This is a genomic window from Streptococcus australis (assembly GCF_040226615.1).
GTDB classification, from domain to species: Bacteria; Bacillota; Bacilli; order Lactobacillales; family Streptococcaceae; genus Streptococcus; species Streptococcus australis_E.
This window is the reverse complement of sequence record NZ_JBCOAT010000002.1, coordinates 127,412-148,417: the sequence shown is the minus strand read 5'-3', so window position 1 is coordinate 148,417 and position 21,006 is coordinate 127,412. Positions and strand designations below refer to the sequence as shown.

20 protein-coding genes, 1 pseudogene and 1 other annotated feature are annotated in these 21,006 nt (G+C 43.6%); of the genes and pseudogenes, 17 read left to right on the top strand and 4 right to left on the bottom strand.

The window, feature by feature from the left end:
* Positions 1 to 7: 7 nt before the first annotated feature.
* Positions 8 to 694: a DnaD domain-containing protein gene (locus tag ABT997_RS03140; RefSeq protein ID WP_350018712.1), complete on the top strand. Its 687-nt coding sequence runs from the start codon at positions 8 to 10 to the stop codon at positions 692 to 694.
* A 35-nt stretch (positions 695 to 729) separates the two neighbouring features.
* Here ABT997_RS03140 and add read toward each other — a convergent pair whose 3' ends face one another.
* A complete protein-coding gene (gene add / locus ABT997_RS03135; RefSeq protein ID WP_350018711.1) occupies positions 730 to 1,749 on the bottom strand; it encodes an adenosine deaminase in 1,020 nt (339 codons plus the stop codon).
* Positions 1,750 to 1,885: 136 nt separating this feature from the next.
* Here add and yghU point away from each other — a divergent pair, with 136 nt between their 5' ends.
* The 9 genes from yghU to rfbB all read left to right on the top strand — a co-directional run bounded on the left by yghU (position 1,886) and on the right by rfbB (position 9,826).
* Positions 1,886 to 2,677, top strand: a complete 792-nt coding sequence (yghU, locus tag ABT997_RS03130; protein WP_350018710.1) for a glutathione-dependent disulfide-bond oxidoreductase — start codon at positions 1,886 to 1,888, stop codon at positions 2,675 to 2,677.
* Positions 2,678 to 2,758: 81 nt separating this feature from the next.
* Complete coding sequence (locus ABT997_RS03125; protein WP_350018709.1) at positions 2,759 to 3,448, top strand: tRNA (adenine(22)-N(1))-methyltransferase; 690 nt, start codon at positions 2,759 to 2,761, stop codon at positions 3,446 to 3,448.
* Positions 3,435 to 4,232, top strand: a complete 798-nt coding sequence (locus tag ABT997_RS03120; protein ID WP_006596507.1) for a Nif3-like dinuclear metal center hexameric protein — start codon at positions 3,435 to 3,437, stop codon at positions 4,230 to 4,232. The genes ABT997_RS03125 and ABT997_RS03120 overlap by 14 nt, the downstream gene beginning before the upstream one ends.
* Positions 4,233 to 4,241: 9 nt before the next feature.
* Positions 4,242 to 5,357 (top strand): NAD(P)/FAD-dependent oxidoreductase, encoded by a 1,116-nt coding sequence (locus ABT997_RS03115; RefSeq protein ID WP_350018708.1) that lies wholly within the window; start codon positions 4,242 to 4,244, stop codon positions 5,355 to 5,357.
* Between the two features lie 248 nt (positions 5,358 to 5,605).
* Positions 5,606 to 6,406, top strand: coding sequence for a ZIP family metal transporter (locus ABT997_RS03110; protein ID WP_350018707.1), 801 nt, complete (start codon positions 5,606 to 5,608; stop codon positions 6,404 to 6,406).
* A gap of 129 nt (positions 6,407 to 6,535) precedes the next feature.
* Complete coding sequence (locus tag ABT997_RS03105; protein ID WP_350018706.1) at positions 6,536 to 6,970, top strand: hypothetical protein; 435 nt, start codon at positions 6,536 to 6,538, stop codon at positions 6,968 to 6,970.
* 144 nt (positions 6,971 to 7,114) lie between these two features.
* Positions 7,115 to 7,984, top strand: a complete 870-nt coding sequence (gene rfbA / locus ABT997_RS03100) for a glucose-1-phosphate thymidylyltransferase RfbA (protein WP_126404122.1) — start codon at positions 7,115 to 7,117, stop codon at positions 7,982 to 7,984.
* Positions 7,984 to 8,577, top strand: a complete 594-nt coding sequence (locus tag ABT997_RS03095) for a dTDP-4-dehydrorhamnose 3,5-epimerase family protein (RefSeq protein WP_023022979.1) — start codon at positions 7,984 to 7,986, stop codon at positions 8,575 to 8,577. Before rfbA ends, ABT997_RS03095 begins: the two co-directional genes overlap by 1 nt.
* 202 nt (positions 8,578 to 8,779) lie before the next feature.
* A complete protein-coding gene (gene rfbB, locus ABT997_RS03090) occupies positions 8,780 to 9,826 on the top strand; it encodes a dTDP-glucose 4,6-dehydratase (protein ID WP_350018705.1) in 1,047 nt (348 codons plus the stop codon).
* 83 nt (positions 9,827 to 9,909) lie between these two features.
* On the opposite strand, the gene ABT997_RS03085 is transcribed toward rfbB, so the two are convergent.
* The gene (locus tag ABT997_RS03085) at positions 9,910 to 10,308 is read right to left on the bottom strand and encodes a DUF6556 family protein (protein ID WP_229038968.1); all 399 of its coding nucleotides are present in this window, start codon (positions 10,306 to 10,308) and stop codon (positions 9,910 to 9,912) included.
* 102 nt (positions 10,309 to 10,410) lie between these two features.
* A complete protein-coding gene (locus ABT997_RS03080) occupies positions 10,411 to 10,974 on the bottom strand; it encodes a hypothetical protein (protein ID WP_350018704.1) in 564 nt (187 codons plus the stop codon).
* Between the two features lie 240 nt (positions 10,975 to 11,214).
* On the opposite strand from ABT997_RS03080, the gene ABT997_RS03075 reads away from it, so the two are divergent.
* Entirely contained in the window at positions 11,215 to 12,357 is a 1,143-nt protein-coding gene (locus tag ABT997_RS03075; RefSeq protein WP_342991737.1) for a cysteine desulfurase family protein, read from the top strand.
* Positions 12,358 to 12,378: 21 nt separating this feature from the next.
* On the top strand, positions 12,379 to 13,599 hold the full coding sequence (thiI, locus tag ABT997_RS03070; protein WP_347086768.1) for a tRNA uracil 4-sulfurtransferase ThiI: 1,221 nt from the start codon (positions 12,379 to 12,381) through the stop codon (positions 13,597 to 13,599).
* Between the two features lie 128 nt (positions 13,600 to 13,727).
* Here the strand turns inward: thiI and ppdK are convergent.
* A pseudogene (ppdK, locus tag ABT997_RS03065) lies at positions 13,728 to 16,348 on the bottom strand (pyruvate, phosphate dikinase).
* A gap of 239 nt (positions 16,349 to 16,587) precedes the next feature.
* Here ppdK and ABT997_RS03060 point away from each other — a divergent pair.
* The 5 genes from ABT997_RS03060 to ABT997_RS03040 all read left to right on the top strand — a co-directional run bounded on the left by ABT997_RS03060 (position 16,588) and on the right by ABT997_RS03040 (position 21,000).
* Positions 16,588 to 17,226, top strand: a complete 639-nt coding sequence (locus ABT997_RS03060; protein ID WP_350018703.1) for a helix-turn-helix transcriptional regulator — start codon at positions 16,588 to 16,590, stop codon at positions 17,224 to 17,226.
* Positions 17,227 to 17,228: 2 nt separating this feature from the next.
* Positions 17,229 to 18,041 (top strand): pyruvate, water dikinase regulatory protein, encoded by an 813-nt coding sequence (locus ABT997_RS03055; protein WP_350018702.1) that lies wholly within the window; start codon positions 17,229 to 17,231, stop codon positions 18,039 to 18,041.
* Between the two features lie 53 nt (positions 18,042 to 18,094).
* Positions 18,095 to 20,005, top strand: a complete 1,911-nt coding sequence (locus tag ABT997_RS03050) for a fructose-1,6-bisphosphatase (RefSeq protein WP_350018701.1) — start codon at positions 18,095 to 18,097, stop codon at positions 20,003 to 20,005.
* 200 nt (positions 20,006 to 20,205) lie between these two features.
* Positions 20,206 to 20,292 (top strand) — a sequence feature (ribosomal protein L21 leader region).
* Positions 20,293 to 20,325: 33 nt separating this feature from the next.
* Positions 20,326 to 20,640 carry a 50S ribosomal protein L21 gene (gene rplU / locus ABT997_RS03045; protein WP_003007734.1) on the top strand — a complete coding sequence of 105 codons (315 nt, stop codon included), beginning with the start codon at positions 20,326 to 20,328 and terminating at the stop codon, positions 20,638 to 20,640.
* A gap of 15 nt (positions 20,641 to 20,655) precedes the next feature.
* Entirely contained in the window at positions 20,656 to 21,000 is a 345-nt protein-coding gene (locus ABT997_RS03040; protein ID WP_006596492.1) for a ribosomal-processing cysteine protease Prp, read from the top strand.
* Positions 21,001 to 21,006 lie beyond the last annotated feature (6 nt).

Here is a 21,006-nt window from a genome sequence, read left to right as displayed (position 1 = left end):
GGGTAGTATGACATATTCACAAGCATTTAAGTCAGGCAATTTGGTCTTACCAAGTGCCTTACTTTTCCATTATCAACACTTATTTAAAGACGCAGAGGATTTTCTGGTTTGGCAGTTCTTTTATTTGCAGAATACGACCAACCAATCCAGCCTCACGCCGAATCAAATTGCAGATGCGATTGGCAAGTCGGTCACAGAAGTCAACCAGTCCATGTCTCGCCTGACCAATCAAGGTTTGCTACAGTATCGAACCATTGAGCTGGATGGGGAAATTGAAGTTCTTTTTGATGCGACCATTGCCCTCGAACGCTTGGATGACCTTCTTCAAAGTAAGACGGAAGTAGCACAGCGTGGGCAAAACAAGCAGGCAGAAAATGAGCTGGCTGATTTGGTCAAAACCTTTGAGCAGGAATTAGGCCGTTTATTGACTCCCTTTGAAATTGAAGACTTGACGCAGACAGTCAAACAGGACCAAACAGACCCTGATATTGTGAAGGCTGCCTTGAGAGAAGCAGTCTTTAACGGCAAGCCTCACTGGAAATACATACAGGCTATCCTGCGCAATTGGCGACGGGAGGGCATTACCAGTTTGACACAATTAAAAATCAAACAGCAAGAGCGGGAGGCCCTTCAGCCTGAAAATGTTACGGTTTCAGATGATTTCTTACAGGCCATGGATTTATGGAAAGATTAAAAAACTAGCACTCATAAAGTGCTAGTTTTTTTCGTTTATAAATAGTCTACGTAGGCTTCTTCTAGTTTGGTCAGGAGTTTTTGTTTTTCCTCGTCGCTAGCAAAGGAAGCTTGGATGGCATTGACATTGTGCTGGTAAAAATCAGCTGGCGTCGTTTGGAAGTGGTGGTGGTAGAGCTCGTATTCCTTGGTTAAATCCGTATCAGATACGGTCCGGTTATCGGTGTTGATACTGATATGGGCCTGAGCTTCTTTCATCTTTAGGTAAGGGAAGTCTGCCACAGTGGTAGCAGCCTTGGTTTGAAGGTTACTGGTCAAACAGAGCTCACCAGTAACCCCATTTTTCACAAACTCTTTTAGAAGTTCTGGTTCGTAAGATAATAAGGTCACATGGCCATTTCGTTTGATACCATAGGCCATGGATTGAGTGACATTGGCTGGACAGTGGCATTCTCCTGCATGCAGGGTCATGGGACGGTTGTAACTGTTGACCTGTTGGATGAGGGCCTCAATGGCTTGTGGAGGGTAGTGGTGCTCATCTCCAGCGAAGTCAAAGCCGACAAAATCCTGATCAGTGACTTGGTTGGCTTCTGCCAGGATGCTAGAGGTGAGCTCTTGATCGGACTGGCGCATGCCACAAACGAGGGCTTTGGCCGTAATGCCAAATTCATCCTGGGCTTGGCGCAATCCTTCACAGACAGCATCGATAGTTTCTGGGACGGTAAGTCCTTGATTCATGGACAATTCTGGGGCAAAACGAACCTCGATGTAGAGGACATTCTCCAGAGCCGCTTGCTTAGCGACATCGTAAGCAGCAAGTGTCAAGGCTTCCTTGGTCTGAAGGAGAGGGCGAATGTAGTCAAAGGCCTCCAAATAGTCCAAAAGATTCTCACAGTGGGCAGGGGCAGTGACATGGTGCTTGAGCTCTTCATCGCTAGCAGGAAGGTCAATATTGGCCATTGCTGCCAATTGGCGAATAGTCGGAAGAGACAAGGAACCGTCTAAGTGGCAGTGGAGTTCTGTCTTTGCCAAACTATGAAAGTCAATTGTGGACATATTTTTCTCCTTAAAATGTATTTTTTCTATACTATCATTTTGCCAAGAAAAGTCAAGTAAAGCTAGCGTAGTAGATTTTTGAAACTAGAGGCAGGATTTGATATGCTAGTAGTAACATAGACAAAGGAGAACAGAGATGTCAGATTATCAATTACCAGAAGTATGGGAAGCGCCAAGTCAAATGGGTGGAGCCTGGGGTAGCTTGAACCAACCAACAGCAGGTGCCCGCTTTGAACAAAGCCTTCCAAAAGGCGACCAGCCTTTCCAACTCTATACTCTTCCAACCCCAAATGGAATCAAGGTGACTATTATGCTGGAAGAACTAAAAGAGTTGGGTGTGGATGCGGGCTATGACGCTTATCGCATCAAGATTGGTGATGGGGATCAATTCGGCAGTGACTTTGTAGCCATCAATCCAAACTCGAAAATTCCAGCCATGTTGGATCAATCAGGTGACCAAGCTATTCGGGTCTTTGAATCAGCCAATATTCTCTTGTATCTAGCAGAGAAATTTGGACAATTGATTCCGACAGATCCTGCTAAACGGACCGAAGTGCTTAACTGGCTCTTCTGGCAGACAGGGGCTGCACCTTTCTTAGGGGGAGGCTTTGGCCATTTCTTCCACTACGCTCCTGAAAAAATCGAGTATGCCATCAACCGCTTTGCCATGGAAGCCAAACGCCAATTGGACCTACTGGACAAAGAATTGGCGACCAAACCTTATATCGCAGGGGAGGACTATACCATTGCGGATATTGCCATCTGGTCCTGGTATGGCCGTCTAGCCCAAGACAAGGTCTGGGATCGTGCTGGAATTTTCCTAGATGTGAAGGAATACAAGCATTTGCAAGCTTGGACAGAGAAAATTGCTAATCGCCCAGCTGTTCAACGTGGCTTGGAAGTAGAATATAAAGAAATTGATGCATAAGGAAAAGGCGCCGTCGCGCCTTTTTTTAATGGTGCAAACATGGTATACTTAAGGATGGAATAAAAGTTTAGAAAGTAGCACATGGAATTTACAAAATTATCAAATCGCTTGGACTTGGTGGCTAGCTTCGTCCCAGAAGGAGCGCGTCTGTTAGATGTGGGAAGTGATCACGCTTATCTCCCAATCGCTCTTTTACAGGAAGGCAAGATTGAGGCTGCTATTGCAGGGGAAGTGGTTGAGGGACCTTATCAGTCTGCCCTCCAAAATGTTGCCGATAATGGTTTAGAGGACAAGATTGAAGTCCGCCTAGCTAATGGCTTGGCTGCATTTGAACCAACAGATAGTATTTCCTGCATCACTATTGCAGGAATGGGCGGGCGCTTGATTGCAGATATCTTAGCAGCTGGACTTGAGAAATTAGCCGGTGTCTCCCGCTTGGTCCTACAGCCCAATAATCGGGAGGATGAACTGCGGGCTTGGTTAGTAGACCATGATTTCCGCCTTGTTGATGAAGCTATCTTAGAAGAAAATGAGAAGTTTTATGAGATCCTCGTGGTCGAACAGGGTTCTCAAGAGTTGACAGCTAAGGAATTGCGCTTTGGTCCGTATTTGATGATAGAACAAGCTCCAGCCTTTGTTCAAAAATGGTCCAAGGAAGTGGAGAAATTAGCCTTTGCCTTGGAGCAGGTCCCAGTTGAGAATCAGTCCGCCAGAGCATCGTTAGAAGAGCGCATCGCCCAAATCAAGGAGGTCCTAAATGCTAGCAAGTGAAGTTATCAAACGATATGAAGCCTACTGTCCCCAGGAACTTTCCATGGAGGGAGATGTCCGTGGGCTACAGGTCGGGACGCTGCAAAAAGACATCAAGAAGGTCATGGTAGCCTTGGATATCCGGGAGCAGACGGTGGCAGAAGCCATTGATCATGGAGTGGACTTGATCATTGTCAAACATGCGCCCATTTTTCGTCCTATTAAGGATCTGGTTGCCGATCGGGCTCAAAATCAGATCTACATTGACTTGATCAAGCATGATATTGCGGTCTATGTCAGCCATACCAATATTGATATTGTTCCAGATGGATTGAACGATTGGTTCTGCCGGCTCTTAGAAATTGAAAATACAAAGCCCCTCAGCATGACAGGAGAAGGTCTAGGAATCGGCCGGATCGGTCAAGTGCGCACCCAAACCTTTGGCCAGTTGGCTCATAAGGTAAAAGAAACCTTTGGCTTAGATGCCTTACGCTTGGTTGGTTATGACCAGGCGGACCTGGATCGGATGATTGAGCGCGTCGCTATCTGTGGCGGAAGTGGCCAATCCTTTTACAAGGATGCTCTTGCTAAGGGGGCAGAGGTCTATATCACAGGAGATATCTACTACCACACGGCTCAAGACATGCTGAGCGATGGTCTCCTTGCCTTGGATCCAGGTCACCATATCGAAGTTCTCTTTGTGTCGAAACTAGTCGAAAAACTCAATCAGTGGAAGTCTGAAGAAGCGTGGGAAATCGAAGTGATTGGCAGTCAAGCCAGCACCAATCCTTTTTATCATATCTAAGGGGTTATCATGAAAGTTGCCATTATCGGTGCAGGGATTGTTGGATCCACTGCAGCCTATTATTTATCCAAGGAAGCACAGATAGATGTCACTGTCTATGATCACGGAGTTGGCCAAGCAACCAAGGCAGCGGCTGGCATTATTAGCCCTTGGTTTTCTAAGCGGCGAAACAAGGCTTGGTATCGTCTAGCTCGGCTAGGAGCTGATTTCTACCAAGAATTGGTAGAGGACCTAGCCAAAGACGGAATCAAAACAGACTTTTACCAGCAGACAGGGGTCTATCTTCTTAAGAAAAAGGAAGAGAAATTAGATGAACTCTATCAGTTGGCGCTGAGTCGACGGGAAGAATCTCCCTTGATTGGGGAATTGGCGGTTTTAACCAAAGAAGAAGTAGGTCAACAATTCCCAGGTCTGCAAGGCTTTGAACAGCTCCTTTATGCCACGGGTGGGGCCCATGTAGAGGGAGCCCTTCTAACGGAAACTCTCCTTAAAGCAAGTGGCGCAAGAGTGATCAAGGAAGAGGTTACTCTCTCCGTCACGGGTGATGGTTTTCAGATAGCAGGAGAGAGCTATGACCAAGTCATCCTAGCGACTGGAGCCTGGTTGGGTCAAATTCTTGTGCCACTTGGCTACCAAGTGGATGTCCGTCCGCAAAAAGGACAGTTGAGGGATTATCAGCTAGACCTAGATACGGATAATTATCCTGTGGTTATGCCAGAAGGAGAGCTAGATATCATTCCCTTCCAGCAAGGTAAGATCAGTATGGGAGCCACTCATGAGAATGAGCTGGGCTTTGACCTGACGGTGGATCAAGCTTTACTAAATCAAATGGAAGAAGAAGCCTTGACCTACTATCCAGAACTAGCTCAAGCGACAGTTGTCGGTGAGCGCGTGGGAACCCGGGCTTACACCAGTGACTTCTCGCCCTTTTGGGGAGCTCTTCCCGATCAAGCTGGTATTTATGTCGCCAGTGGCCTAGGTTCGTCTGGCCTCACAACTGGTCCCCTTATTGGGTGGCACCTGGCCCAACTAGTGGCAGGAGGAAAGGTGCGCCTAGATCCAGCAGATTATCCAGTTGAACAATATGTGAAGAAGAGAGTGGGACAGAAATCGGAAATTCGTTAGAATTCGATTTCGTTGTCCCACCTCCGCACAGTTGAGTAGGGCTGTAAAAGCTGACGAAATCAGCGTAGTAGAGCCCACTCAACCACTGCGTCTTGCTCGACAATCCAAAGATAATTGAGAGGCTAGGACTTTTATCCCAGCCTCTTTTTTTCGAAAGACCTTCCTTAATTCGGATAGAAATAGTAGAATAGAACAAGTGAATCAACAAGAAAATGGGAGTTGTTATGAATTGGTTTTAATCACAATCCGTGGTCTTACAGGCCTTTCTCGCAGGATTGTTTACATGGGGCTGTACCATCGTAGGATCAGCCATCGTCTTTTTCTTCAAGCATATTAGTCGCAAATTACTGGACATTATGATGGGCTTCGCGGCGGGCGTTATGATTGCGGCTTCTTTTTGGTCCCTCTTGCAACCGTCTATTGAGTATGCGGAAAACTCCTATGGAAGTTTGGCTTGGTTGCCAGCGGTGATTGGTTTTCTAACTGGAGGATTCTTCCTTCGCTTGATCGACGCCATCGTCCCTCACCTTCATATGACGAAGGAGATTGAAGAGGCAGAGAGTATCCATACGTCGAGGGAGAAGAAGTTGTCTAAAACGACCCTCCTCTTTCTCGCTATTACCATCCACAATTTCCCAGAAGGCTTAGCAGTCGGAGTGGCCTTCGGAGCTCTGGCTAGTAATCCAAGTCCAGAAGCCTTTATCGGGGCGGTTGGTTTGGCCATTGGGATTGGCTTGCAAAATATCCCAGAAGGAGCTGCCCTCTCGATCCCAATCCGGACGGATGGCAAATCCCGTCTCAATGCCTTTTATTGGGGATCCATGTCAGCCATCGTAGAGCCAGTAGGAGCCCTGCTAGGAGCAGTTGCCGTCTTATCTATTACAGCCATCCTACCATATGCCCTCTCTTTTGCGGCAGGCGCTATAATCTTTGTAGTTGTCGAAGAGTTGATCCCAGACTCGCAGACTAATGGCAACACAGATGTTGCGACCCTCGGTCTCATGGTTGGCTTTGTCATTATGATGATCCTAGACGTCGCTTTGGGATAAGAAACAGAAAAGGAGATCAATAGTGAACTCTCTTTTTGATTGCTGTTATTGTCTTTGAGAAAAAAGATAGTCAGAAACAGCTCGAAGGTAGCTCAGAAAGGGATCTCCATTAGTAAGGAGTATCGTCTTATGGTAAAAATCAAGTTTATAAAGAAAAGCAAAAGGATTATGAGTGTCATCGCTTTTGCTCTCCTTATGGTAGTTGGGATTTCTTTGTTTTATGTGAATAAAAATTTAGAGGAAAAGCGACGGAACCGAGAGTATGAAGTCAGCCTTGTAAAGACCTTGAAGAATTCTTACGAAGGAATTGATGAGATTGAGATTAAAAACCCATCCTATAGCTCCATTCCTTCAGACGCATGGGGGGCTGATGTCAAAATTACATTTGTTGATGGGACTTCAAAGCAACACGAAATGGCCTATGATAAAGATGCTCATAAAATGAAGATAGAAATCTATGAAAACCAAGATGAGGGATTTCAAAGGTTTATGGATTCTAGGAAAGGCACGACCAAATCGAGAGTAAAGGTAAGGTTTTCAGACGGCTCAGTCAAGGAGCAGTAATCTATTTGAATCATGAGTAAGACCAATGCTAACAATTCTACAACTCTCATCTCCTGTCATCACCTTGCAACACAAATGCAAGGTGACTTTTTTATATAAACATGATAAAATAAGGGTAATGACTACGTAGAAAGGCCTAACATTATGAAAGGTATTATTTTAGCTGGTGGTTCGGGGACTCGTTTGTATCCTTTGACCCGTGCCGCTTCCAAACAGTTGATGCCCATTTATGACAAACCAATGATCTACTATCCACTGTCAACCCTTATGTTGGCAGGGATCAAAGAAATCTTAATCATCTCAACTCCGCAGGATCTTCCTCGTTTTGAAGAACTTCTTGGGGATGGTTCTGAACTAGGAATTTCCCTCTCTTATGCAGAGCAACCAAGTCCAGATGGCTTGGCGCAAGCCTTCATCATTGGAGAGGACTTTATTGGTGATGATCATGTTGCCCTCGTTCTTGGAGATAATATCTTCCACGGAAATGGCTTAACCAAGATGTTGCAACGGGCGGAAGCGAAAGAAAAAGGCGCGACTGTCTTTGGTTACCAAGTCAAAGATCCAGAACGTTTTGGTGTGGTAGAGTTTGATGCGGACATGAATGCCGTCTCAATCGAAGAAAAACCAGAACATCCAAAATCGAATTTTGCGGTGACTGGGCTTTACTTCTATGACAATGATGTGGTAGAGATTGCCAAAAACATCAAACCAAGTCCTCGTGGAGAGCTCGAAATCACCGATGTCAACAAGGCCTATTTGGAGCGTGGAGATCTCTCTGTCGAGCTCATGGGCCGTGGCTTTGCTTGGTTGGATACAGGAACTCATGAAAGTCTCTTGCAGGCTTCTCAGTATATCGAGACTGTTCAACGTTTGCAAAATGTCCAAGTAGCCAACCTTGAGGAAATCGCCTATCGTATGGGCTATATTACTAAAGAGCAAGTCTATGAATTGGCACAACCTCTGAAGAAAAACGAATACGGACAATATTTGCTCCGTTTGATTGGAGAAGCTTAATGACAGAACAATTTTTCGGAAAAGAATTAGCAGCCCGTAAGATTGAAGCTATCCCAGGTTTGATGGAATTTGATATTCCAGTTCATGGAGATAACCGTGGTTGGTTCAAAGAAAACTTTCAAAAAGAGAAGATGCTTCCCCTTGGATTTCCTGAGAGCTTCTTTGCGGAAGGCAAGTTGCAAAACAATGTGTCTTTCTCTCGCAAGCATGTCTTGCGTGGTTTGCATGCAGAACCTTGGGATAAGTACATCTCTGTAGCAGATGAAGGCAAGGTTCTCGGAACTTGGGTGGACCTTCGTGAAGGTGAGACCTTTGGGAACACTTACCAAACTGTGATCGATGCTTCTAAAGGAATCTTCGTCCCACGTGGCGTTGCCAATGGTTTCCAAGTCTTGTCTGACAAAGTAGCCTACAGCTATTTGGTCAATGATTACTGGGCATTGGAACTCAAGCCAAAATATGCATTTGTTAATTATGCAGACCCAAGTCTAGACATCCAGTGGGAAAATTTGGAAGAAGCAGAAGTCTCAGAAGCTGACAAGAATCACCCATTGCTCAAAGACGTCAAACCCCTAAAAGCAGAAGATTTGTAAAAATGAACCCTGCATAGCAGTATCGCGACTGCAAGGAGCGTTATAAGATTGTTCCTGCCCTAGTGAAAACAAGATTCCCTGAGGGAATCTTGTAGGGAAATCCGGAGACTTCGGCTTCGGATTTAGCCATGAAACCGAAGGGTTGCTGGCGTCCCTCACTAGCTAAAGGAACAATGCAAAGAAAAAACTATTTGGAGAAAAAATGACTGAATACAAAAACATCATCGTAACCGGTGGCGCTGGTTTCATCGGTTCAAACTTCGTACACTATGTCTACAACAACCATCCAGATGTACATGTGACTGTCCTTGACAAACTCACTTACGCTGGTAACCGTGCCAACATCGAAGAAATCCTTGGGGATCGTGTTGAATTGGTTGTGGGTGACATTGCTGATGCAGCCTTGGTGGACCAATTAGCTGCTAAGGCTGATGCGATTGTTCACTATGCGGCTGAAAGCCACAATGATAATTCATTGAATGACCCATCACCATTTATCCACACCAACTTCATTGGTACATACACACTTTTGGAAGCAGCTCGCAAGTATGATATTCGTTTCCACCACGTGTCAACAGACGAAGTATATGGAGACCTTCCATTGCGTGAAGATCTTCCTGGACATGGGGAAGGTCCTGGTGAAAAATTCACTGCTGAAACCAAATACAACCCATCATCCCCTTATTCATCAACCAAGGCTGCTTCAGACTTGATCGTGAAGGCTTGGGTTCGTTCCTTCGGTGTTAAGGCAACCATTTCAAACTGTTCAAACAACTATGGACCATACCAACACATCGAGAAGTTCATCCCACGTCAAATCACCAATATTTTGTCTGGTATCAAACCAAAACTTTATGGTGAAGGCAAGAACGTCCGTGACTGGATTCACACTAATGACCACTCAACTGGTGTTTGGGCCATCCTTACCAAGGGCCGTATCGGTGAAACTTACTTGATCGGTGCTGACGGTGAAAAGAACAACAAGGAAGTGCTTGAACTCATCCTTGAAAAAATGGGTCAACCAAAAGATGCCTACGATCGTGTAACAGACCGTGCTGGTCACGATTTGCGTTACGCCATCGATTCAACAAAATTGCGTGAAGAATTGGGTTGGGAACCACAATTCACAAACTTTGAATCAGGTTTGGAAGAAACCATCAAGTGGTATACAGACCACCAAGACTGGTGGAAGGCTGAAAAAGAAGCTGTCGAAGCCAACTACGCTAAGACACAAGAAGTCATCAAATAAAAATAAGCCTCTCTTGATCAGGATTTCTGGTCGACGGAGGCTTTTCTATTTTAGAAACAAAAAAAGACCAAATGGTCTTTTTGTTAATTAGCAGATGATTCGGTATCAGTAGCAGATGGTGTTGTGTCTGCAGGAGCTTCACTGGCACTGGTTTCTACCTGAGATGAATCTGTTTGTTCAGAGCTTGCTTCGGATGCTTGGCTACTGCTAGCACTGGTATCTGTTCCCGTAGCACTTGAATCAGTAGCAGATCCATCCTTTTCATGGACAACAACAACGCTAGTGGAGCCATCTTTTTTCTCCTCTGTCTTAGTCGTTGGTTTCATGATACTGTAAATAGTAAAGGAAGTAACGATAATCCCGAGAAGACTAGCAATCGTTGCGACAATCATCTGGAATAAAGAAAGGCTCTGTTTCACTTTTTCGCTTCTTGATGGTCTGTTGCTGTCTTGGTGTTTTTCTTTTCGTGAGTATTGTGACATAATCTGTTCCCTCTTCATTTCATATTTGGTTCTTTTATGTGAACACTTTAGTCATTATACGTTATTTTTATGAAAATGTCTAAGAAGAAATGGAAGAGGTTTTTAAAATTTCAAATTGCTTTCAAACTGGACACTTTGTGTTTCGCTTGCTTCAGAGGATGTTGCAAAGTTTGCCTGTCCTTTTTCAGAGACTGAAATCGGCTGGCTTGTTTGACTAGGTTGGCTGATGATTTCATGGTTACTAAAACTAGAGGAGTCATTAGGAGAGATAAACTGGCCATTCGCCTGAATCTCTATCTTGTTGGGATCCGGGATAGAGTAGTCAATCTTACCCTTGAATTCCTTGGTTTTTGAAATAACTTTTACATCTTTCACGCGGATGATACGACGGAACCAGCCGTTGTATTCGACCAAGCATTTGAATTCGATGTGACTATCGGATTCGCCAGGGATTGGTTGGATAAGACTCATTTCACGGAGGCTCCCTTCATCTTCCCTAAAGTAAGGTGGCTTCTCCAAGGGCTGTTGCAAGTCACACTGTCCTTTACCGTGACAGGCTAGTTGAGCAGAGGGGAGGGTAAATGGAAGTGGTGGTAGGACAGAGAGCAGTCCTCCAAGAGCAAGACTCCCAGCTAGGGCAATGGAAAGATAGATTGGTCGTTTCATGTTTGTCTCCTTTTATCATCTTTCGAGACCAGTTCAGTGGTTGAAAAAATGTTGTAAAAGCCAATACTTAATTTTGTAAGCGCTTGACAAAACTCTCCATCTTCATCATAAGCTATTTTGAGAAATTTACAAGTTTTCTGTCTGAAACTAGGAACAAAATGAAGCCAGCCAAATCCTTGTTCCTCCAACCTAGAAATGTTACAATAAGATGATTGAAAATTGACTAGGAGAGAGTGGAAGATGATTTACTTTGATAATTCAGCAACAACCAAACCTTATCCAGAGGCCTTGGCTACCTACACGGAAGTCGCAAGCAAAATTTGGGGCAATCCATCTAGCTTGCACAACCTAGGAAGTCAAGCGACTCGGATTTTGGAGGCATCTCGTAAGCAGATAGCTTCCCTCCTAGGAAAGAAAGCAGAAGAAATCTATTTCACCTCAGGTGGGACTGAAGGGGACAACTGGGCGATCAAAGGAGTTGCTTTTGAAAAAGCTCCTTACGGGAAGCATATTATTGTCTCAGCTATTGAGCATCCGGCTGTGAAGGAATCAGCCCTTTGGCTACAAGGTCAAGGATTTGAGGTGGATATTGCGCCAGTTGATGCGCGTGGCTTTGTCCAAGTAGAAGAGTTGGAAAAACTCTTGCGTCCCGATACAACCCTTGTGTCGATCATGGCAGTGAATAACGAAGTAGGTTCTATCCAGCCTATTCAAGCCATTGCAGAGCTGTTAGCAGATCGTCCGACCATCACCTTCCATGTCGATGGGGTTCAGGCGCTGGCTAAGGTTTCAACTGCTCTCTACCTACCAGAACGGGTGGATTTAGCGACCTTCTCCAGTCACAAGTTTCATGGACTTCGTGGGGTTGGCTTTCTCTACCTCAAAGAAGGTAAAAAAATCAGTCCCCTCTTAACCGGTGGCGGACAAGAAAAGGACCTACGTTCGACGACGGAGAACTTAGCTGGAATTGCTGCGACTGCCAAGGCCTTGCGCTTGGCGATGGAGCGTCAGGAGGTCTTTGAGCACAAGTGCCATCAGTTAAAAGAAGTCATTCGTGAGGAATTAGCTCACTATCCAGATGTGATGGTCTTCTCTGGAGATGAGGGCTTTGCGCCTCATATCTTGACCTTCGGTATCAAGGGAGTGCGTGGAGAAGTCATCGTTCACGCTTTTGAAGAGTATGAGATTTACATATCGACAACCTCTGCCTGCTCTTCCAAGGCTGGTAAACCTGCTGGAACCTTGATCGCCATGGGAGTAGACAAGGCTCTGGCGCAAACAGCTGTCCGCCTCAGCCTAGATCTCGAAAATGATATGAGTCAAGTCGAGCAATTTTTGACCAAGTTCAAACTGATCTATGAAAAGACGCGAAAGGTGCGTTAAGGAAAAGAAAAGGAAGTAACTATGCCATTAACTTATTCAGAAATTATGATCCGCTACGGGGAGCTTTCTACTAAAGGAAAGAACCGGATGCGCTTCATCAATAAATTGCGCAATAATATCTCAGATGTTTTGTCCATTTACCCAGCTGTCAAAGTGACAGCCGATCGGGACCGGGCTCATGCTTATCTAAATGGAACGGATTACGAACCAGTGGCTGAATCTCTTAAACAGGTCTTCGGGATTCAAAACTTTTCACCAGTCTACAAGATTGAAAAATCTGTCCCAGCCTTGATTTCAGCCGTTCAAGAAATCATGCAGGAAATCTACCAGGAAGGGATGACCTTCAAGATTTCCAGCAGACGGAGTGACCACTCTTTTGAACTCGATAGCCGCGAACTCAATCAAACCTTGGGTGGAGCTGTCTTTGAAGCGATCCCAAGTATCCAGGCACAGATGAAAAAGCCAGATATCAATCTACAAGTCGAAATCCGGGAAGAAGCAGCCTATATCTCTTACGAAACCATTAAGGGAGCAGGTGGTCTGCCAGTTGGGACATCTGGTAAAGGCATGCTCATGCTATCTGGAGGGATTGACTCTCCAGTAGCTGGTTACCTAGCTTTGAAGCGGGGTGTGGATATCGAAGCGGTTCACTTTGCTAGCCCGCCTTATACTAGCCCAGGAGCTCTTAAAAAAGCTCACGATTTAACTCGTAAATTAACCAAGTTTGGAGGCAATATCCAGTTTATCGAAGTGCCTTTTACAGAGATCCAAGAGGAGATCAAGGCTAAGGCGCCGGAAGCATATCTCATGACCTTGACCCGCCGCTTTATGATGCGCATAACCGATCGGATTCGTCAAATCCGTGGAGGCCTAGTCATTATCAATGGGGAAAGCCTCGGTCAGGTAGCTAGCCAAACGCTGGAGAGTATGCAGGCCATCAATGCAGTGACCAATACGCCCGTCATCCGTCCAGTGGTGACCATGGACAAGTTGGAGATTATCGATATCGCCCAAGCCATCGATACCTTTGAAATCTCCATCCAACCTTTCGAAGATTGCTGTACCATCTTTGCGCCGGATCGTCCAAAGACCAACCCAAAACTCAAAAATGCAGAGAAATATGAGGAACGTATGGATGTGGAAGCTTTGGTCGAGCGTGCTGTGGCAGGTATTATTGTGACGGAGATCACCCCTCAAGCTGAAGCGGATGAAGTCGATGAACTGATTGAGGATTTGTTATAAAAGATGACGGTAATCGGTTCTCACTAAGAGCCCTGACTACTGGCATGAGTTTGATAAAGAATAATAGCACCCTTGAAGCTAGTGCATAGCATCTAGCTTCAAGGGTGCTTTTCTAATACATGGTGGACTTAATTTCGTACTTCTTGGAGTGCTGCTTGAGCGACAGCTAGTCTAGCAGCAGGAACCCGGTAAGGAGAGCAGGAAACGTAGGTTACTTGAATGTCTTGGAAGAAGGAAATTGAAGAAGGATCTCCGCCAACTTCTCCACAGATCCCGATAGCGAGGTTTGGTTTTACCTGACGAGCCTTGCTGATAGCAATTCTCATTAATTCACCGACGCCATCCTTATCAATTTTTTGGAAAGGGTCGAAAGAAAGAATATCCTTATCCTTGTACTGGCCAATGAATTTTCCAATATCATCCCGAGAGAAGCCATAGGTCATCTGAGTTAAGTCATTGGTGCCAAAGCTGAAGAAATCAGCCTCTTGAGCCAGTTTATCTGCGGTTAGGCAGGCGCGGGGCAGTTCAATCATGGTACCAATTTCATAAGGGAATGGCTTTTGACCATGCTGCTCGAAAAGATGTTCAATATGCTGAACGAGATACTCTTTGATGCGTTCTAATTCTTTTTGATCAGCAATTAAAGGAACCATGATTTCCGGCTTAATCTTTTGTCCTTCTTGATGCAATTTGATAGCACTTCTAAATATAGCTTCCGTTTGCATCTTGTAGATTTCAGGTTTGGTTATACCGAGACGGCAACCCCGGTGTCCCAACATTGGATTACTTTCCTGTAGACTTTCAATGCGCTCGGCAACTTTTTCAGGAGATTTTTTTAGTTTGCTTGCTAATAATGCAATTTCTTGGGAATCCTTCGGTAGGAATTCATGCATGGGTGGATCGAGCAGGCGGACAATCATTGGTTTATCTTGGACGGTTTGGAACATTTGGTAGAAATCTTTTTCTTGGAAGTCTAGGAGCCTATTGAGGGCTTCTTTTGTTTCCTCTTCGGTATCCGCTAAGATGAGGCGACGCATTTCAAGAATTCGTTCCTGTCCAAAGAACATGTGTTCCGTACGGGCTAGGCGACGCCTTTGGCCCCAAAATTCATAGCGGTTGTCAAATCTTTGACGGTTTCTGCATTGGCTCGGACTTGAAGAATAGCGACTTCATCTGCCCAAGCAAGCAAGCGCTGGAGGTCTTGGTTGTTTTCTACTAGGACAGTTGGAAGTTCGCCGCGATAAATGCGGCCAGAATAGCCGTCGACGGAAATCAAATCTCCCTCCCATAAGACTAAACTGCCACAGGAAAGGCTTTTATTTTCTTCACTGATGGTCAATTCTCCACAACCAGCGACACAGCAAGTTCCCATGCCACGCGCTACAACAGCAGCGTGAGAAGTCATTCCCCCTTGGCTGGTGACAATGGCTTGGCTGACAATCATCCCTTCAATATCTTCAGGAGAAGTTTCTTGTCGAACAAGGATGACTTTTTTCCCTTCTTGATGGATTTCTTTAGCTCGGTCGGCAGTAAAGACGATTTGGCCAGTAGCAGCACCTGGGCTAGCTGGTAGACCTTGAGCTAAGAATGGTGCTTGCTCTAAGGCTACTTCCTCAAAGACAGGATGGATTAGTTGACTGATGGAAGCAGGAGCTACTCTGAGGAGAGCTTCTTCCTTACTAATCAGACCTTGGTCTACCATATCTAGAGCAATCTTTAAAGAAGCTTTGGCTGTTCGTTTTCCATTTCGAGTTTGGAGGATGTAGAGCTTGCCTTTCTCAATGGTAAATTCAATATCCTGCATATCCTTATAATGGTTTTCAAGGATCTTGGCATAGTCTCTGAAAGCTTGATAGGTTTCGGGTTGGATCTCTTTTAAGGTTGCAATCGGCTCGGGCGTACGGATGCCAGCGACGACATCTTCCCCTTGAGCATTTAGCAAAAATTCACCAAAAAGTTCCTCCTCCCCAGTTGCAGGGTTTCTAGTGAAGCAAACCCCTGTTCCACTGGCTTGGTCACTATTTCCAAAGACCATGGCCTGGACATTGACAGCTGTTCCTAAATCATGAGGGATCTGATGAAGCTCTCGGTAAATTCTAGCCCTCTTGTTATTCCAGGATTTAAAGACTGCTTGGATGGCAGCATAAAGTTGCTCATTCGGGTTCTCAGGAAATTGCTTCTTGTGCGTGGAGTAGAGAGCTATATAGTGTTGGATCAATTCTTGTTGCTGGGCCAGGTCAAAATCATGTACCTTTTTATTCTGTTTTTGTTCAAATGCTGCTAGTTGGTCATCAAAAAGTCCCTTATCGATACCATAGACCACATCAGCAAACATCTGGAGTAGACGGCGATAGCAGTTGTAGGCGAAATCAAGATTGGTTTCTTTGGCCAGTAATTGAGTCCGTTGATCATTGAGACCAAGGTTGAGGATGGTGTCCATCATTCCTGGCATGGAAAACTTGGCCCCGCTACGCACAGAGACTAAGAGCAAGTGAGGATCCTCTCCACTAAAATATTTATCCGTCTTTATCTCCAATAGAGCAAGCGCTTTCAAAACTTCCTCTTTTAAAGTGAAATCAAAGAAATCAGGGTTATCGAGATATTTGATACAACTTTGAGTCGTGATGGTGAAGCCAGGAGGGACAGGTAAGCCCAAATTGCTCATCTCTGCCAGATTGGCCCCTTTTCCACCTAGGAGATCTTTGTCATTTGCGCTTCCTTCTTCGAAGGAATAAATCCATTTTGTCATATAAGCCTCCAAAAAACTAAATATGTGTCATAATTAAGACAAAATCATTGTAATATACATCACATATGTTTGTCAAATAAAACATGCATCTTTTTTTGTTGACTATTTAGATCATTCTGCTATAATATTCAGTAAAAATGATGATTATTTAAAAGTAGGGATTGGATATATTACCATTATTTCATTGGGTATGTCTTATATAACCATCGTAGAGATAGAAATAGAAAGGCTAGGAAATTTTGAAATTAAGTGAACGTCAAAAGAAAATAGTTGAAATTGTAAAATTGCATCAGCCCTTAAGCGGAGAGAAGATTTCTGAGTTATTGGATATTTCAAGAGCGACCCTTCGCCCGGATTTGTCCTTTCTGACCTTGGTTGGCATTTTGAAAGCTACACCAAAAATTGGTTATACTTACTCTGGATTAGATCTCGAAACGCTTTTCTTTTTTGATACTTTTCAAAAAGAAGTGGCAGAGATTATGACCTCTCCAGTTTTAGTCACCCATGATTCCTATATTCAGGATGCTATTATCACCCTATTTATGTATGATGCTGATGTCCTCTATGTTATCGATGAAGGCAAGCTCTTACTGGGAATTATGTCCCGTAAAGATTTATTGAGGGCATCTCTTAATTCGAGTATCCAGGCGACCCCTGTAGCAGTTTGTATGACTCGAATGCCACATATCATTACCTGTACTAAAGATATGAACATCTTAGAAGCGGCTGCCCTACTGCAAGATCATGCCATCGATTCCTTACCGGTAGTCGATGAGGAGAATGACCGAAAAATTGTGGGAACGGTGACCAAATCAGCCTTGCTCGATTACATTATCCTACAAGCAAGAAATGCTGAACTGAAGAGTGAAGAGGAATAAATATGAAAAAAGAGATCATTGTATATAGTATTTCAGATTCTTTGGGTGGGACTTCCCAAAAATTATTGTCAGCAGTTACCGCACAATATCCAGATATCATTTTTAATAATAGTTATCGTTTTCCTTTTATCAATCAAGAAGAGGAACTCTTGGATATCTTATATGATGCCTTGAAGGATAATGCACTTGTCATCAGCACCTTGGTCAATAGTCAGTTAGCATCAGTAGCTAGAGAATTTAGCCAAAAAAATGGTTTGGCTTATTTGGATCTCATGCATCCATTTTTTGAAATTATCGAAGAAAAGACTGGTACCAGACCAATAGAAGTTCCAGGAACCTTGCACCGCTTGGACAGTGATTATTTTAAGAAAATATCAGCAATTGAATTCGCTGTGAAATATGATGACGGTAAGGCACCCCAGGGGTTTTTAGAAGCCGATTTGGTCCTGCTTGGTGTTTCCCGTACCTCAAAAACTCCCCTGAGTATTTACCTGGCCAATAAGGGCTACAAGGTTGCAAATCTACCTTTGATCCCAGAAGTTCCTTTACCTCAGCTCCTAGATAAGGTTGATTCTCATCGCTTGATTGGGCTGATCTGTGAACCTGAAAAATTAATGAAAGTTCGAAGCCATCGCTTAGATTCTTTAGGATTAACGCAAGAAACAAGTTATACAGATTTAGAAAAAATCTATCAAGAATTGGATTATTCCAAGAAGGTCTTTAAACAATTTGGTGCACAAGTCATCAATATGACGGATAAATCGATTGAAGAGACAGCTTTCTTAATTGAGGAGCAAGTAAAGAAGATGAACTGATATTTGAATCAGCGTAGATGAGGTTGTAAATAGAGAATTCTTGGAGAGTTGATATGGAGCAATATAAGCGTATTTTACTAGAGAAATTTGATTCTCGTCAAAAAGTCATTACTGAATTGACTAATCTTGAAGCTATTTTAAACCTACCAAAAGGGACAGAGCTCTATATTAGTGATATTCATGGAGAATTTGCAGCTTTTGATTATATTTTGAGGAGTTGTGCTGGAATTTTAAATGAGAAAATCAATGACTGTTTTGCAGCCTCATTGACACAAGAGGAAAAGAATACACTGTCAGCTCTAGTATCTTATCCAGAACGGGTTTTGGAACAAGTGAATAAGGAGAAAGAGTGGTACAAATCAACGATTTCTCAGCTCTTAACTCTATTGAGTTTTGTAGCAGCTAAATACAGCCGTTCCAAACTTAGGAAGGCCTTGCCCCAGGAATATGCCTATATCATAGAAGAATTGATCTATAGTGATCTTACGCTAGCTGATAAACATTCCTATTTCCATACTATCTTAAGTTATGTTATTGAACTAAGAGAAGCGGATCCCTTTATCTTGGGAATTGCCAGCAGTATCCGTCGCTTATTGATTGATCACCTGCATGTGGTAGGAGATATTTTTGATAGGGGGGCTGCTAGTGCCAAGGTAATGGATGAGCTCCTTCATTTTCATTCTTTAGATATTCAATGGGGCAATCACGATATCATTTGGATGGGAGCTTTCTTTGGATCCAAGGCGTGTTTATTGAATGTATTGCGCATTGCAGCACGTTATGGTTACTTGTGGGATATTGAAAAAGCTTATGGCTTAAACATTCGATCCTTAACCTTATTTGCGGATAAAACCTATAAAGCCAATCCTAAGTTTAGACCCATCCTGGGGACAAGAGCGGAGGAATTTACTGCCGAAGAAATATTACAGCTGGAAAAGGTCCATCAAGCGCTAGCCATTCTCCAATTTAAGATAGAAACTCAATTGATCAAGAGACGCCCAGAATTTCAGATGGACAATCAAATCCTGCTGGATAACATTGATTATTGGAAGAATACAATTACTATTGACGGGAAGAGCTATTCCTTGCAAAATACCTGCTTCCAAACCATAGATCGGGCAAATCCTTTTGAATTAAGTATAGTGGAAGAACAAATAGTGGACAGCATGCTGGCTTCCTTCCAAGGATCTCCCAAAATGGCTAAACATATGGAACTGTTAATGAAAAAAGGATCCATGTATAAGGTTTACAACCACCACCTGCTTTTTCATGGCTGTATTCCCTTGAAACCTTCTGGGGACTTTCAACCTCTAGTTCTTCATCAAGCTCAGTATGCTGGGAAAGAATTACTAGACTTTTTCGAATATCATATTAGACTTGCAGCAAAAAACAAAGAAGTTGGGGACGACCTTTCAACGGATTTAGTGTGGTATTGCTGGCGAGGGCCATTATCTCCCCTCTTTGGGAAGAATAAGATGACGACCTTTGAACGGTATTTTATTGAGGAGCCAGAAACGCATCAGGAAGTAGAAAATGAGTATTTTAGCTATCGCAATTCAAAAAAGATTTGCCAATTCATTTTAGAGGAGTTTGGTCTTGAAACCAATCTATCTCGTATTGTGAATGGGCATACACCTGTTAAAACAGGAAAAGGGGAATCTCCCATTCGAGGGGAAGGACTGCTCTTTGTCATTGATGGGGGGCTTTGTGAAGCATATCAAAAGAAGACAGGTACAGCAGGCTACTCACTCCTTAACAATTCCTATGGTTTTCAACTAGTAACCCATCAGCCCTTCCAAGATATTCAAAAGGTTGTAGATTCTCCATTTGAGCAAACTTCTTTGAAGAAGGTGATTGAAGACCTGGAGGATAGTACCCTTATCCAATCAACCACCATCGGTCAGAACTTACTAGAACAACAGCAGTTACTAATCCAATTGCTCCATGAATTTTATGATGGTTGACATCATTCACCAAAGGAACAAACAAAAGGACAGAAAAGAATCCTAAATAGCTTTTTTATAAAGATAGCCAAGAGCATTAAGTAGCCATTTAATTTTTTTAAACACTTAAAAGAATTTTTAAAAGAAAATCCGTTTTCAAGGGACAAAAATACTTGTCTTTGTCTGATAGAAGTGATATACTTAGAGAGTTGACTATGCACATGCCTGTGCAACCGCTCGATCATCGTCGCTCATCCTTTGAGCTTAAGTGGTTCGTCCCACGATGCTAGGCGAGTCTTCACAAAATACGGGGAAACCCAAAAATACATAGGAGGTGCATAATGAGCACATACGCAATCATTAAAACTGGCGGAAAACAAGTTAAAGTTGAAGTTGGTCAAGCAGTCTACGTTGAAAAATTGAACGTTGAAGCTGGTCAAGAAGTTACATTTAACGAAGTTGTTCTTGTTGGTGGTGAAAACACTGTTGTCGGAACTCCACTTGTTTCAGGAGCTACTGTTGTTGGAACTGTTGAAAAACAAGGAAAACAAAAGAAAGTTGTTACTTACAAGTACAAACCTAAAAAAGGTAGCCACCGTAAACAAGGTCACCGTCAACCTTACACTAAAGTTGTCATCAACGCAATCAACGCTTAATTTTTAGGAGAACACATGATACAAGCAGTCTTTGAACGAGCCGAAGATGGCGAGCTGAGGAGTGCAGAAATTACTGGTCACGCCGAAAGTGGCGAATACGGCTTAGATGTCGTGTGTGCATCGGTTTCTACGCTTGCCATTAACTTTGTCAACTCAGTTGAGAAATTTGCAGGCTATGAACCGGAACTAGAATTAAACGAAGAAGAGGGTGGCTTCATGCGGGTGACAATCCCGACAGACATTCCACCTCATCAAAGAGAAATGACCCAACTATTCTTTGAATCATTTTTCTTAGGGATGGCAAACTTATCGGAGAACTCATCAGAGTTCGTCCAAACAAGAGTTATCACAGAAAACTAACATGGA

What these genes read in the sequence shown, in the direction of transcription:
- ABT997_RS03140 (WP_350018712.1), top strand. Translation starts at nt 8, where the DNA reads ATGACATATTCACAAGCATTTAAGTCAGGCAATTTGGTCTTACCAAGT.
- add (WP_350018711.1), bottom strand. Translation starts at nt 1,749, where the DNA reads ATGTCCACAATTGACTTTCATAGTTTGGCAAAGACAGAACTCCACTGC.
- yghU (WP_350018710.1), top strand. Translation starts at nt 1,886, where the DNA reads ATGTCAGATTATCAATTACCAGAAGTATGGGAAGCGCCAAGTCAAATG.
- ABT997_RS03125 (WP_350018709.1), top strand. Translation starts at nt 2,759, where the DNA reads ATGGAATTTACAAAATTATCAAATCGCTTGGACTTGGTGGCTAGCTTC.
- ABT997_RS03120 (WP_006596507.1), top strand. Translation starts at nt 3,435, where the DNA reads ATGCTAGCAAGTGAAGTTATCAAACGATATGAAGCCTACTGTCCCCAG.
- ABT997_RS03115 (WP_350018708.1), top strand. Translation starts at nt 4,242, where the DNA reads ATGAAAGTTGCCATTATCGGTGCAGGGATTGTTGGATCCACTGCAGCC.
- ABT997_RS03105 (WP_350018706.1), top strand. Translation starts at nt 6,536, where the DNA reads ATGGTAAAAATCAAGTTTATAAAGAAAAGCAAAAGGATTATGAGTGTC.
- rfbA (WP_126404122.1), top strand. Translation starts at nt 7,115, where the DNA reads ATGAAAGGTATTATTTTAGCTGGTGGTTCGGGGACTCGTTTGTATCCT.
- ABT997_RS03095 (WP_023022979.1), top strand. Translation starts at nt 7,984, where the DNA reads ATGACAGAACAATTTTTCGGAAAAGAATTAGCAGCCCGTAAGATTGAA.
- rfbB (WP_350018705.1), top strand. Translation starts at nt 8,780, where the DNA reads ATGACTGAATACAAAAACATCATCGTAACCGGTGGCGCTGGTTTCATC.
- ABT997_RS03085 (WP_229038968.1), bottom strand. Translation starts at nt 10,308, where the DNA reads ATGTCACAATACTCACGAAAAGAAAAACACCAAGACAGCAACAGACCA.
- ABT997_RS03080 (WP_350018704.1), bottom strand. Translation starts at nt 10,974, where the DNA reads ATGAAACGACCAATCTATCTTTCCATTGCCCTAGCTGGGAGTCTTGCT.
- ABT997_RS03075 (WP_342991737.1), top strand. Translation starts at nt 11,215, where the DNA reads ATGATTTACTTTGATAATTCAGCAACAACCAAACCTTATCCAGAGGCC.
- thiI (WP_347086768.1), top strand. Translation starts at nt 12,379, where the DNA reads ATGCCATTAACTTATTCAGAAATTATGATCCGCTACGGGGAGCTTTCT.
- ABT997_RS03055 (WP_350018702.1), top strand. Translation starts at nt 17,229, where the DNA reads ATGAAAAAAGAGATCATTGTATATAGTATTTCAGATTCTTTGGGTGGG.
- ABT997_RS03050 (WP_350018701.1), top strand. Translation starts at nt 18,095, where the DNA reads ATGGAGCAATATAAGCGTATTTTACTAGAGAAATTTGATTCTCGTCAA.
- rplU (WP_003007734.1), top strand. Translation starts at nt 20,326, where the DNA reads ATGAGCACATACGCAATCATTAAAACTGGCGGAAAACAAGTTAAAGTT.
- ABT997_RS03040 (WP_006596492.1), top strand. Translation starts at nt 20,656, where the DNA reads ATGATACAAGCAGTCTTTGAACGAGCCGAAGATGGCGAGCTGAGGAGT.